Annotated in this window: 12 protein-coding genes; 5 read left to right on the forward strand and 7 right to left on the reverse strand. The window is 61.3% G+C overall.

Annotated features, from left to right (window positions below):
• Positions 1–17 precede the first annotated feature (17 nt).
• A complete protein-coding gene (locus U5L73_RS16540; RefSeq protein WP_322563361.1) occupies positions 18–509 on the forward strand; it encodes an Lrp/AsnC family transcriptional regulator in 492 nt (163 codons plus the stop codon).
• A 14-nt stretch (positions 510–523) separates the two neighbouring features.
• Here the strand turns inward: U5L73_RS16540 and U5L73_RS16545 are convergent, their stop codons facing one another.
• The 3 genes from U5L73_RS16545 to glmU all read right to left on the reverse strand — a co-directional run bounded on the left by U5L73_RS16545 (position 524) and on the right by glmU (position 3,904).
• Positions 524–1,462, reverse strand: coding sequence for a LysR family transcriptional regulator (locus U5L73_RS16545; RefSeq protein ID WP_322563362.1), 939 nt, complete (start codon positions 1,460–1,462; stop codon positions 524–526).
• A 210-nt stretch (positions 1,463–1,672) separates the two neighbouring features.
• Entirely contained in the window at positions 1,673–2,449 is a 777-nt protein-coding gene (locus U5L73_RS16550; protein ID WP_322563363.1) for a sensor histidine kinase, read from the reverse strand.
• Between the two features lie 3 nt (positions 2,450–2,452).
• On the reverse strand, positions 2,453–3,904 hold the full coding sequence (glmU, locus tag U5L73_RS16555; RefSeq protein ID WP_322563364.1) for a bifunctional UDP-N-acetylglucosamine diphosphorylase/glucosamine-1-phosphate N-acetyltransferase GlmU: 1,452 nt from the start codon (positions 3,902–3,904) through the stop codon (positions 2,453–2,455).
• On the opposite strand from glmU, the gene U5L73_RS16560 reads away from it, so the two are divergent.
• Positions 3,903–4,808: a DUF6279 family lipoprotein gene (locus tag U5L73_RS16560; protein ID WP_322563365.1), complete on the forward strand. Its 906-nt coding sequence runs from the start codon at positions 3,903–3,905 to the stop codon at positions 4,806–4,808. The two genes, glmU and U5L73_RS16560, sit on opposite strands and share 2 nt — an antisense overlap.
• A gap of 30 nt (positions 4,809–4,838) precedes the next feature.
• Here the strand turns inward: U5L73_RS16560 and U5L73_RS16565 are convergent, their stop codons facing one another.
• Positions 4,839–5,441, reverse strand: a complete 603-nt coding sequence (locus U5L73_RS16565; RefSeq protein ID WP_322563366.1) for a 5-formyltetrahydrofolate cyclo-ligase — start codon at positions 5,439–5,441, stop codon at positions 4,839–4,841.
• Between the two features lie 9 nt (positions 5,442–5,450).
• Here U5L73_RS16565 and U5L73_RS16570 point away from each other — a divergent pair, with 9 nt between their 5' ends.
• Entirely contained in the window at positions 5,451–7,451 is a 2,001-nt protein-coding gene (locus U5L73_RS16570) for a lytic transglycosylase domain-containing protein (RefSeq protein WP_322563367.1), read from the forward strand.
• Here the strand turns inward: U5L73_RS16570 and U5L73_RS16575 are convergent.
• From U5L73_RS16575 to U5L73_RS16585, 3 genes are read right to left on the reverse strand one after another with little or no spacing between them, the layout of a single operon-like run.
• A complete protein-coding gene (locus U5L73_RS16575) occupies positions 7,448–8,866 on the reverse strand; it encodes a diguanylate cyclase domain-containing protein (protein WP_322563368.1) in 1,419 nt (472 codons plus the stop codon). The genes U5L73_RS16570 and U5L73_RS16575 overlap by 4 nt on opposite strands.
• Positions 8,867–8,926: 60 nt before the next feature.
• Positions 8,927–9,196 carry a hypothetical protein gene (locus U5L73_RS16580; protein ID WP_322563369.1) on the reverse strand — a complete coding sequence of 90 codons (270 nt, stop codon included), beginning with the start codon at positions 9,194–9,196 and terminating at the stop codon, positions 8,927–8,929.
• A 53-nt stretch (positions 9,197–9,249) separates the two neighbouring features.
• Positions 9,250–10,152, reverse strand: coding sequence for a transporter substrate-binding domain-containing protein (locus tag U5L73_RS16585; RefSeq protein WP_322563370.1), 903 nt, complete (start codon positions 10,150–10,152; stop codon positions 9,250–9,252).
• 126 nt (positions 10,153–10,278) lie between these two features.
• Between U5L73_RS16585 and U5L73_RS16590 the strand changes: the two genes are divergently transcribed.
• Together U5L73_RS16590 and U5L73_RS16595 are read left to right on the forward strand one after the other, a co-directional pair.
• Entirely contained in the window at positions 10,279–10,962 is a 684-nt protein-coding gene (locus tag U5L73_RS16590; protein WP_322563371.1) for a glutathione S-transferase family protein, read from the forward strand.
• A 10-nt stretch (positions 10,963–10,972) separates the two neighbouring features.
• The gene (locus tag U5L73_RS16595) at positions 10,973–12,274 is read left to right on the forward strand and encodes a multifunctional CCA addition/repair protein (protein ID WP_322563372.1); all 1,302 of its coding nucleotides are present in this window, start codon (positions 10,973–10,975) and stop codon (positions 12,272–12,274) included.
• Positions 12,275–12,322: the final 48 nt, after the last annotated feature.

Here is a 12,322-nt window from a genome sequence, read left to right on the forward strand (position 1 = left end):
TCAAAAAATGTCATTCAATGAAAGAAATAGAGCTTGATGCCATTGATCTGCAGTTGCTGGATCAACTGCAAAAAGACGCATCCCTGAGCAATCAGGTCTTGGCTGACCGGGTTCACACCTCGGCGCCGACCTGCTTGCGCCGTGTAAAACGCCTGCGTGAAAGCGGCTTGATTGAAAAGCAAGTGGCCGTGCTGAACCCACAAACCCTGGCGGCCCACACGGGCCACGGGCTCACGGCGATCGTGGAAGTCTCTTTGGACCGGCAAGATACCGGCGCAATGGAAGCATTTGAGAAGAGAGTGGCGCTAGAGGCCGCAGTGCAACAGTGCTACCGGGTGTCCCCGGGCCCTGACTTTTGCCTCGTGGTCCACACTTGGGACATGCCGGCTTACCGGGCCCTCACCCAGCGCTTGTTCACCACCGATGCCAATGTGCGCAACGTGAAAGCCTTCTTCAGCGTACATCGCAGCAAATTTGGCGCGGAGCTGCCGATGCATGTACCCCGCTAAGCCGTGAGTTCAGTTCACTGGCATTGGCCGCCGCAGGCCTCGTGAGCGCCTGCCAACAACAATGCGGTTTGCTCCGACAAATAGTCCAAAAATACCCTGGTACGCCTTGGCAAATACTGCCGGCTGGGCAAGGCTGCATAGAGGTGCAGCTGACCTGCAACCCACGGCGACAGCACCCGCACCAAGTCACCGCTGGCTAAAAATGGGGCAACCAACTCCACCGTGCAAGGGGTGATGCCCGCACCATCCAGCGTAGCGGAAATCAAGGTTTCAATATGGTTGGAGCTGAGAACCGGGGTGAGATTCAGGTCTATGGATTCGTTCAAGTCCAGCTCATTGCGCAAATGCCAACGCCGGTGGCGCGCAATACCGCCTTTGAGTTCGAGGCAATGGTGATTCGCCAAATCCTGCGGGTTAACAGGAATCCCCATGCGGCGCAAATAGTCAGGGGTGGCGACCAGAATGCCACGGGTTGACGCAATTTTTCGGGCCACGATCGTTCCATCAAAAGCCTCGTCCGCAGTGAACAGCGTCACATCGTGTGCCTCCACTGGCGGCTCTTCGAAGGACTCCACTTGCACATGGAGGGTGATTTTGGGGTACTGCGCCCGGAAGCCCGCAAGCAACGGCGCCAACACATAGGTCGCCAGCACAGGGGTCGACAGCACATTGAGCTCGCCTGACAACTCCTGCGTATGAAGGTGGGCGATGGCATCTGCCTCGTCGATGTCTTGCAGAATCGCACGCACCCGCGCGAGATACGCATCACCGGGCTCGCTCAATGAAATCCGCCGGGTCGACCGATGCAGCAGGCGGGTACCAAGGTGCTCTTCCAAATCGGCGACTAATCGGGTCACCACGGCCGGCGACATATCCAAGGCACGCGCGGCTGCAGCAAAGCCCCCTTCGTCGATGACTTTTTGAAACACACGCATTGAGAGCAAACGATCCATGAAGGCACTTTAGCGATTTATAGACCGTCCATTATTTCTCTTTCAGCAACATAGCGATGCCATTTTGATTTTTTCCCGGGATTTCATCGCCCATAGCACGTACAAAACCCGCCACCCACACATTGATCACCGCACCTTTCGTACATCAACGGGGTGAGCATCATTTTGAAGGCTGCTCCTTTCATGAGAACCAGTCTCCGGCTGAAAAAATCACACTCGCTCAGTCGGGCTTTCTTTTGTGCCTTGAAACCTGATCTCAGCGACCGCTCCGCACGGTGCTGTTGCGGTCAAACTCACCCTTGCACCCACGTTGTGCAACAGCCTTTGTGCAGTCAGCAGCCCTACTCCCAAACCGGGAAACTGCTTGGCGGTGTGTAGGCGCCCGAATACCTTGAAAAGCTTGTCTTGCATGGCAGGGTTGAAACCCGCACCGTTATCCACGACCCGGCACACCAGGTCGCCGCCCGGCTCCAGATCCACCGTGACCTGAACCTGCGGTTGTGGCGTACGCGCTGTAAATTTAAAAGCATTGCCAAGCACCTGCAACACGGCTTGGCGCAACAGCTGGGGATCCGTAGACAGCACCGCACCGGCCGGAATGCTCCATTCCACCGGCACATCTCGCGCCGGGTCCGTCGCCTGCACCTGGGCCCACGCATCTTTCAACAGCGGCTCCAACGCGATATCCGACCATTGCACCGGTAACCCATCGATACGTGACAAACCTGTCAGCGCATCCAAGAGCTCGCCCATGTGCCGGGCCGATGCAGAAATAGTGCGCAAAAAATCGGCGCTCTCGCCTTGCAGTTGCGAACCGGCCTCTTCTTCCAGCAACTGCGCAAACGACACTAAATGCCGCAGAGGCGCCCGCAAATCGTGGGATACCGCGTAGGTAAATTCTTGCAAGCTCGCACGGGTGGCGGCCAGCTCCGCTTCGAGTGCGTCAACCCGCCGCTGCAGATCTTGGTGAGAAAGCCGCTCCGCCATGCATCAAGCTTTCGGCTTTTTGACCGGGCGACTCCAGTTGGGAATGCTCACCTGCTTGCCACGGGCCACGCTCAATGCGCCAGCCTCGGTGCTCTTGGTGATGGTGGAGCCACCACCCACAGTTCCCCCAGCCCCGATGGTGACAGGGGCCACCAACACACAGTTGCTGCCGATGTGCACATCAGCCTCAATCACTGTGCGGTGTTTGTTCGCACCGTCGTAGTTGGCGGTGATGCTGCCGGCACCGTAGTTGACCCGCTCACCCACCGTGGCATCGCCCAAATAGGCGAGATGATTGGCTTTGGCACCGGCGGCCATGGTGGAGTTTTTCACTTCCACAAAGTTGCCAATGTGCACCTCGGGCCCCAGCCGCGCGCCGGGGCGCAAGCGGGCAAACGGCCCGATGAGCGCGCCAGCCCCCACGCTCACGCCCTGCTTCTCGCCATCGATATGGGTGAAAGGATGAATCACGACACCCGCCTCGATCACGGCATTCGCGATCACGCAATTCGCGCCGACCGAAACCCCTTCCCCCAAACTCACCTGCCCCGCAAACACGCAGTTCACATCGATGCTGACATCGTGGGCGCAGAGTAAATCGCCCCGCACATCAATGCGGGCAGGGTCTGCCAGGCGCACGCCTTCTTCCATCAACCGGTGCGCTTGCTGCAGTTGGTAGGCCCGCTCCAGCTCTGCCAGTTGTACCGGGCTGTTCACACCGGCGACCTGCACCGCGTCGGTGATCTTGTGCCCGACCACTTCGACACCATCCGCCACCGCGAACTTCACGACATCGGTCAGGTAATACTCTTGCTGGGCATTGCGGTTGTCCAGGCGAGCTAGCCAGGCCTTCAGCCGCGCAGCAGGCACCGCCATGATTCCGCTGTAAATCTCGGTGATGGCGCGCTGCGCTTCGCTGGCGTCTTTGTGCTCCACGATGGCCTGCACCGCGCCACTGGCGTCGCGCACGATACGCCCATAACCGGCCGGGTTGCTTTGCTCCAGCGTCAGCAGGGCCAGCTTGTCACCGCCACTGGCCTGGATCAAGTGAAACAGCGTGTCAGATTGGGTCAAGGGCACATCACCGGACAAGACCACCACCACACCGTCATCCGGCAGTGCCGGCACAGCCTGCTGCACCGCGTGCCCAGTGCCGAGCTGAGGCTCCTGCCGCACGAAATTCAAAGAAAAACCGGCGCTAGCCCCCGAAAAACCTGCGCAGACTGCTTCAACTTCGATAGCACCATGCCCGGTGATCACCACCACATGGCGGGCCTGCAAATCGGCAGCCGTATCGACCACATGTTGTAACAGCGGCCGGCCGGCCAAGCGCTGCAAGACCTTGGGAATTTTGCTACACATGCGCGTGCCTTTGCCCGCCGCCATAATGACCACATCCACCGGTGCAGTAGACGATTCGACGTTTGCAAGAGGGGAACTAGAAGTCAAAGCCATGCCTTTATTGAAACTTGGAAAGTTAGCGCGCCTCTGGCGCAATGCCTGGCGCTGGTTCGCCATTATCGGGCTGCTGAGCGTTGCGGCGACTTTGACTGGCTGTGGAGCAGTCCGTTTGGCCTACAACAACGCACCCGACTTATCCTACTGGTGGCTGGACGGCTACCTCGACCTGGACAACCCCCAAAGCCTCAAGCTGCGTAGCGATCTGCAAGCGCTACAAACCTGGCACCGAAAAGAAGAGCTTCCGCAGATCGCGGACATGCTCAAGAACTTGCAAACGGCAGCCCCCAACAATGTGACGAGTGAGCAGGTGTGCCAACTCTCCAGGTACCTGGAAACACGATTTCAAACCGTGTTGGACCGCACCACGCCCACCGCGCTGGCAATTGCACCGACCTTGACCCTTGCGCAACTCGACCACCTTGCCCGTGCCTGGGACAAACGCAACCAAGAATGGCGGGAAGAGTGGATGGACGGTACCCCGCAAGACCGCCTGAACCGCCGGATGAAATCTGCACTCGATCGCACCGAGAGTTTTTACGGCCGCCTGAGCGACGCCCAGAAACAAGCGCTGCGCGCCCAACTGGAAGCGTCCGCGTTTGACGCTGCCTCGCAATACAAAGAAACCATGCGCCGCCAAAAGGACATTCTGCAAACCTTGCGTGCACTGAAGGCCACACCCTCAACTGAACTGCAGCAGCAAGCAGAGGTGCGGGCGCTGCTGCTGCGCAGCACCCAATCACCCGATCCGGCGTTTCAGCAATACACCGAGCGGGTCCGGAGCAACTTTTGTGAATCTGCCGCCGAGCTCCACAACGGCACCAGCCCGGCACAACGCCTAAAACTCCAGCAAACGCTGCAAGCCTACGAGGCGGATGTGCGCGTGCTCATGCAACGCTGATCCGCACGCCGCCGGGCCTGATGGCCCGTGTCATCGAACTGGCCAGACGACTCCGTGGTCGTTCAAGATGGCATCCAGAGGCATGTCATGGGGCTCTGGCTCGAAGTCGTCGACAAACCCTGTGCCAAACCCCAGGCCCACGGTAAAGGGGCGCGGACTCAAGCTCGCCAGCATGCGGTCATAAAAGCCACCGCCATAACCCAGGCGGTAGCCACCGGGGCCGTAGCCAACACAGGGCACAAACAGCAGTGTGGGCACGATCAGCTCGGTGTCCTTGGGCTTGGGGATACCGTACGCGTCCTCTTCCATCGGGCAGCCGGGGTACCACGCATGAAAGGTCATGGTTTTGTGCTCCCGGTTCACCACCGGCAAGCCGATGCGGCGCGGCTGGGGTTGGTCAATCAGCTCGCCGTCTTCTTTCCAGCGGTGCAAAGCGGGCAAGGGGTCGAACTCGCCTTTGATGGGCCAGTAGGCGCCAATGACCGCATCCGGCCGGCCCACCAGCCAAATGCGCATCACACGCTGCAATAAATCGGCGCGCTGTAGGCGATCCGGCATGGCCAGACGTTGATCCAGTAGCGCCTTGCGAAGGGCTTTCTTTTGTGCAGCTTTGCTGTCGTCCGAGTTATCCATAATCCCCACATGCAGTTTTCAGCCATTCTGACATCACTCGCCCTTTGCGGCGCCCTGATGTCCACCACTACCCCCTCAGCATACGCCCAAGGGCGTGACCTTAGCCGCCTGGACGAGACTGTTCTGGACCTGTCACAGGCCTATAAAACCCGCGACCGCAAACGCCTTGCCGCTGCACTCCCGGGAGTACGCGGCCACATCCTCGAGCCTTGGGCAGCCTACTGGGACATGTCCGCCCGGCTGGACGATGCCAGCAAGTCAGAAATCCAGGATTTCCTGAACCGCTACAACGGCACCTACCAGGAAGACCGCTTGCGCGCGGAATGGCTGCTGCGGCTAGGCCGTTCCCGCGATTGGGACACCTTCAGCCGCGAATACCCGCTCTACCGCATGAACGACGACCGATCGGTACGCTGCTATGCGCTCTGGGCAGACTACAACACCCGTGGTACAGATGTGACAGAAGCCTTGGAGTCCGTGTGGTGGGGCCTGAAGGAGGCCGACGACGCCTGCGGTAGCTTGGCGACCCAGCTGGTCAAAGACAAAAAAATAAGCTCTCACAGCGTCTGGGTCTGGGCGCGCCTCGGCATGGAAAACGACCGCCTGCGCGTCGCAACCCAAGCCGCCGGTGCGTTGGATACAGACTACGTCAAAACCATCAACACCATCTACAACACGCCAGCCAAATACCTGAACGACAAGGTTACAGCGCTGCGGCCACAAACGCGGGAGTTTGTGTCACTGGCCATCATCCGCTTGGCGGATCAAGACCTGGAGGAAGCCGCGGAAGAGGTCGACAAACTCCGCTGGAAAGCACAGCTCACCCAAGAAGAGCGCAGCTGGATCTGGGGCGTCATTGGCAAACGGGCGGCACAAAAACTTTCCGATAACGCCACTGGCTACTTTGCCAAAGGTCAACTCAACCAAATGCATGAGGACCACCTCGCTTGGGCCGCACGGGCGGCCCTGCGTGCCGGGCGTTGGAACCAGGTCACTGATGCGATCAACGCCATGCCTGAATCCATGCGCAACGACCCTACCTGGGTCTATTGGCGTGCCCGTGCGTTGGCCCGCCGCAGCAATGTGGAGTCGGCAAAAATGGAAAGCCAAGCCCTGCTGGAGTCGATTGCGGGGACCAAAGGCTTTTACGAAATGCTGGCCCTTGAAGAACTGGGCCAGAAAATCGTGACGCCGCCCAAACCAGCCCCACTCACCGCAGACGAAAAAGACCAGGCCAAAAAGAACCCCGGTTTAGCGCGTGCGCTCTATGCCATACAGATCGGCCTGCGCAGCGATGGAGTGCGGGAGTGGAACTACACCACCAACCTGCATAACCGTGGCGGACTGGATGACCGCTCCTTACTGGCCGCCGCCGATCTGGCGTGCAAGGCCGAAGTGTGGGACCGCTGCATCAACACCAGCGAGCGCACCAAAGGCATGGTCGATGTGGACCAGCGCTACCCCATGCCCCACAAATCAGCAGTACTGGCGCGCACCCAGCTGATCGGGCTCGACCCGGCTTACGTCTACGGGCTGATCCGCCAGGAAAGCCGCTTCATTACCGACGCCAAGTCGGTGGTGGGCGCAGCCGGGCTGATGCAAGTCATGCCAGCAACCGCCAAATGGACCGCTAAAAAAATCGGGCTCAACGACTTCCAGGCACATCAAATCACTGAGCGGGATACCAACATCGCCATCGGCACCGGCTACCTCAAGCTGGTGCTGGACAGCTTTAACGGCTCCATGCCGATGGCAGCCGCTGCCTACAACGCAGGCCCCGGACGGCCGCGTATTTGGCGCGGGCAAGCCGGTGGCCCCACCTGGGAAGCGGCTATTTGGGCGGAAAACGTGCCGTTTACCGAGACCCGCGACTACGTGAAAAAAGTCTTGGCCAACACCACGCTGTACTCTGCGCTGATCACTGGGCAACCCCAGTCGCTGAAAGCACGGCTGGGGGTGGTAGGCCCGCGCGATACGAGCACCGCGGAAGGTGGCCTCGACCTGCCTTAAGCCGGCCGGCGGTAAAACGCGCAGCGGTTGCGGCCGCAGCGCTTGGCCTCATACATCGCCTGATCGGCATGCAGCAACAAGGTTTGCGAGTCTGTGCCATCGCCCGGGTAAATGGCCAAGCCGAGACTAGCAGCCACTTGAATCACAGGCCCATCCGGTCCCGGGCCTAGGTGGCAAGGCTCTGCAAACGTCGCCATGATTTTGGCCACCAAGGTCGAGAGCTCACCGCTGTGCGACAGCCCACCCAGCAACATCACAAACTCGTCGCCCCCGAGGCGGGACACGGTATCTTCCGCCCGCAACACCCCCTGTAACCTGCGGGCCACGGCTTGCAACAGGGCGTCGCCGGCGTCATGGCCGTACATGTCGTTGACTTCTTTGAAATGGTCGAGGTCCAAAAAGCCGACCGCAAACAGGCCGTTGTGGCGATCGTGGTGGGCACACAGCATTTTCAAGCGATCATGCAACAGCACACGGTTGGGCAGGCCGGTCAGGGCATCGTGCTCGGCAAAGTGGCTGCGGGCCTGCAAGCGCTTTTTCTCGGTTACATCCTGCAGCACCGCGAGGCTGCGCTGGGGTTTGCCGTCTGCATCAAACTCCCACAGCGCAGAGAGCAATACATCGCGCACTGCACCATCCCGGGTAAGAAACTGGTATTCCACGTTGTCGCAGCGGCCATCGTGCAAAGCCTGCGGAATCACGACATCGCGCGCATAGCGAGCGGACCCGGATGTCATGAAATCCGCAACATGCCGCCCCAACACATCGGCCTCTTGGTAGCCCAGGGTGTCGAGCCACAGCTGATTGACCTGCACGATGCGGCCGCTGCCATCGATCGAGTGCAACATGGCCGGCGTCGCGCGGTACAGGCTCAGTGCCCGGGCCTCGCGGTCCGCCAAGGCCTGGGTCATGCGGCGCTGCCCTTCGGACAAAACGGCCAGAAACAAACCCGGCAACAGGGTAGCCAATACCGAGATGTAGAACACCGCATCGCCCCACCAGATAGACGATGGGGGTGGCAGCAAAACGCCCACGCGTATCAGAGCAGCCATGGCCAGCGCGATCAGGCTGTTGATCACCAAACTGTTGAGCAAGGTGCTGCGCACCGCTACCCACACCATCGGCGCCAACATCACCACAAAGGGTTTGGGCAAACTGGTGGCCGACCACAACACCACTGACAGACTGATCAGCGCCATCCCTACATGAACCGGCCGGAACCAACCTCGGGCCGCACTGCGCACACCCCGGGTCGCCAGCAGTAACACCAGTGGCAGCATGGCAACCGAACCAATGGTGCCGCCCACCAACCAGTTCAAGGCCATAGTCGACCAATCGCCCCGCAAGGCCAATACACCCGCCAGCCCACCTAGCGGCGCAGACACCATGGCGGGCAACAGCGCTCCGCGCAGCAAAACTTGGGCCTGAACCGTAGGGCTCTCGCCGGCCTGCCCCAGCGCAGGCAGCCGCTCCAGCTACAGGGCGGCGAGCACCATGCCCAACAAGTAGCCCGGTACGTCGACAAAAGCCACCCAGGCCGTGTGCAAGCCACCGGCCTGACTGACGGCCACATTTGGCGACACCAGCGCAAAGCCACCATGCGCCGCCCACAGGACCAGCGCCACCAGCACCAGAAAGGCCGGCCACTGCCGTTTGGGCAAGCGCATCAGGGCGACAGCACCAAAAGCATTGGCAAACCACACCATCACCTGTCCCGAGCGCGGATCGGAGATCGTCAGTGACACACATGCCGCCGCGCCCACGAGCAACGCCCACTGCCATAGCCACCCGGAGTGCGTCAGTCTGCACGGGGGTCCCTGTCTTTTAAAAGTGGGGTGCGTGCGCGCCAAACCAGCATGAGCAGCACCCCGATGAACGTCAAGCCCAACGCTGCCCGTCGTAACCAGACGTGGAGCGGGTCTTCGTAGGTGAGAGTGTCCACATCGATCCAGCGGCGTAGCAGCGCCTGGCGGGTGGCAGGCGAAATATCCTGAAGGGCGGCGTTGAGGGCACTGCCCAGAGCTGTCAGCTCTTTGCGGTAGGCGAAGCTCAGCGCGTACTCAAAGGGCAATGTCTCGCCGACTTGCACCCCCCGCACACCGCTGTGGCGCTTGGCATCGCTGATGCTGGCGACATCCGCCACCACACCATCGACCTCGCCACGCATCAAGAGCTGAAAGCCGCTCATGTCATCGCTCACAGCCACCCAGCGGATCTGCGGGTAGTGGGTGCGCACAAAGGTTTCCACCGCATAGCCCTTGCCCACCGCCACTGAACGGCCTGCAAGGTCTGCCAAAACAGGGGCCGCCGGCCCTTGTTTGACCACCAACACAGCAGGCACTTTGACATAGGGCTCGGTGAATGCCAAGAACTCGGCCCGCTCGGGGGTGGGGCGCAATGAGGAGATCAAGTCCACCTCCCCGCGGCGGGCCGCATCGAGAATGTTGGCCAGGTTATCCGGGGGCAACATCTGCAACTCGCCGCCCAAGCGCGGTCGCAAGATCTCGAGCACATCCACTGACAAGCCCTGCACTTGCCCGGTGGGGCTTGCGCTCACGAACGGGGGGTAGTCTTTCTCCGGTGCAAAGCGGATCGTATGGGCAGCCGCAGCACCCGAGACCAAGCCTGCGCACACAGCAACACACCGCCACAGGCCGTAACGCCAATGACGCCGGTCAGGGCGAACTGCTTGGTACGACATGGGGTCTCCTCCCGGTGTTGGCAATACTTGGAAGTCTGCGCTTATGCATTCAGTATAGGGCGGCCTCCTCTGAGTCGCCAACCCCTTTAGGCCCGACTATCATGCGAATTTGACCAAGGATTGCGCATGATCAAGCTCTACATCGGCAACAAGAACTACTCCTCGTGGTCCATGCGCCCCTGGGTACTCTTGAAGCAGGCGGGTATCGACTTTGAAGAGGTCATGGTCCGCTTCGACTCGTTCGAGAGCCAGTCGCAATTCAAAACCACACTCGCCCCGCTCTCCCCTACTGGCAAAGTGCCGCTGCTGATGGATGGCGATTTGGCGGTGTGGGACACGCTTGCGATTGCCGAATATGTAGCCGAGACCTTTCCCAACCTGCAGCTCTGGCCCGCTGACAAAACGGCCCGAGCCCGCGCCCGCAGCGTGTGCGCCGAAATGCACTCCGGCTTCACCGGCCTGCGCAGCAACTGCCCGATGAACATCGAAGCCACCCTGCTCGAAACAGGTGCCCTCATCTGGCGCGACAAACCGGCAGTGCGTGCCGACGTGGTCCGCCTGAGCGCCATGTGGACCGAGCTGCTGGCCCAGTACGGCGGCCCCATGTTGTTTGGCCAGTTCTCGGTGGCGGATGCGTATTTCGCCCCGGTATGTGCCCGCCTCAAAACCTACGGCCTGCCGGTCAGCCCGGTGGTGGGCGCCTATGTGTCCCGCGTGCTGGCACTGCCCGGTGTGCAAGACTGGATCACCGGCGCCCTGGCCGAAAAAGACTTTCTGGACTTTGAAGAACCCTACCGCCTGCAACGCTGAACCGCCTTTTATGCCTTCCCACCCCACCGGCACCCACCTCAACACCGGCACCTTTTTGGTGGGCGGCGCGGTGCGCGACGCCCTTTTGGGCTTGGAAGTCAAAGACCGCGATTGGGTGGTCGTGGGTAGCAGCCCCCAGCAGATGCTGGATGCGGGCTTTATGGCTGTGGGCAAAGACTTCCCGGTGTTTTTGCACCCCCGCACCCAAGAGGAATACGCGCTGGCCCGCACCGAGCGCAAGACCGCGCCCGGCTACCGCGGCTTTGCGGTACACGCTGCGCCGGACGTGACGCTGGAAGAAGACCTTGCCCGGCGCGACCTTACTATCAATTCCATAGCTGCTCGCGCAGAAAGCACCTGGGCCAATGGTACTTTTGATGCTAAAAACTTGATAGACCCCTTCGGCGGCCAGGCCGACCTGCAGAGGCGCGTGCTGCGCCATGTGACCCCCGCCTTCCGCGAGGACCCGGTGCGCATCCTGCGCGTAGCCCGCTTTGCCGCGCGGTTGACCGAGTTCGCCGTGGCTCCCGAAACCACGGCGCTCATGCAGGCCATGGTGGAAGACGGCGAGGTGGACCACCTGGTGCCCGAGCGCGTGCGGCAAGAGCTGTCCAAAGGGCTGATGGAAGCCCGCCCCTCCCGCATGTTCGAGGTGCTGCGCAGCTGCGGAGCCCTGAAGCGCCTTCTGCCTGAACTGGACCGCCTGTGGGGCGTGCCCCAGAGCCCCGAGCACCACCCCGAGGTCGACACCGGTGTGCACGTCATGCTGGTGCTGGACCGCGCCGCCCAACTGGGTGCGCCACTGGCGGTGCGCTTTGCCTGCCTGGGCCACGACCTCGGCAAAGGCACCACGCCCACCGACGTGCTGCCCCGCCACATCGGGCATGAGGAACGCAGTGCCCGCCTGCTCAAAGCGGTGTGCCAGCGCCTGCGGGTGCCCAACGACAGCGCCGAGCTGGCCGACGTGGTGGCCCGCGAGCACGGCAACATCCACCGCAGCGGCTCGCTCAATGCTGCTGCCCTGCTGCGCCTCCTAGAGCGCTGCGACGCCATCCGCAAACCCGAGCGCTTTCGCGCGGCATTGCTTGCCTGCCAGTGCGATGCCCAAGGCCGCCTTGGCCTGACCGACACGCCTTACCCCCAAGCCCAACGGCTGGGGCAGGCCCTCGACTTGGCGCTGGCCGTCGCTACAGATTCCATAGCTGCTCGCGCAATAGCGGCGGGCGCTACTGGCCCAAAGATTGGTCAATTCATCCAAACCGCACGCGCTGACGCTATTGCGGCTGGGCTGGCACCGGCGCCGCTTGCCTGAGGGTAGATCCGCGCAGGGCAGAGCGCTCTGCCTTGGTATGCTCGCGCC

Source organism: Rhodoferax sp. (genome assembly GCF_034520025.1).
Taxonomy (GTDB): domain Bacteria; phylum Pseudomonadota; class Gammaproteobacteria; order Burkholderiales; family Burkholderiaceae_C; genus Allorhodoferax.

What these genes read in the sequence shown, in the direction of transcription:
- U5L73_RS16550 (WP_322563363.1), bottom strand. Translation starts at nt 2,449, where the DNA reads ATGGCGGAGCGGCTTTCTCACCAAGATCTGCAGCGGCGGGTTGACGCA.
- glmU (WP_322563364.1), bottom strand. Translation starts at nt 3,904, where the DNA reads ATGGCTTTGACTTCTAGTTCCCCTCTTGCAAACGTCGAATCGTCTACT.
- U5L73_RS16545 (WP_322563362.1), bottom strand. Translation starts at nt 1,462, where the DNA reads ATGGATCGTTTGCTCTCAATGCGTGTGTTTCAAAAAGTCATCGACGAA.
- U5L73_RS16560 (WP_322563365.1), top strand. Translation starts at nt 3,903, where the DNA reads ATGCCTTTATTGAAACTTGGAAAGTTAGCGCGCCTCTGGCGCAATGCC.
- U5L73_RS16565 (WP_322563366.1), bottom strand. Translation starts at nt 5,441, where the DNA reads ATGGATAACTCGGACGACAGCAAAGCTGCACAAAAGAAAGCCCTTCGC.
- U5L73_RS16585 (WP_322563370.1), bottom strand. Translation starts at nt 10,152, where the DNA reads ATGTCGTACCAAGCAGTTCGCCCTGACCGGCGTCATTGGCGTTACGGC.
- U5L73_RS16590 (WP_322563371.1), top strand. Translation starts at nt 10,279, where the DNA reads ATGATCAAGCTCTACATCGGCAACAAGAACTACTCCTCGTGGTCCATG.
- U5L73_RS16570 (WP_322563367.1), top strand. Translation starts at nt 5,451, where the DNA reads ATGCAGTTTTCAGCCATTCTGACATCACTCGCCCTTTGCGGCGCCCTG.
- U5L73_RS16540 (WP_322563361.1), top strand. Translation starts at nt 18, where the DNA reads ATGAAAGAAATAGAGCTTGATGCCATTGATCTGCAGTTGCTGGATCAA.
- U5L73_RS16595 (WP_322563372.1), top strand. Translation starts at nt 10,973, where the DNA reads ATGCCTTCCCACCCCACCGGCACCCACCTCAACACCGGCACCTTTTTG.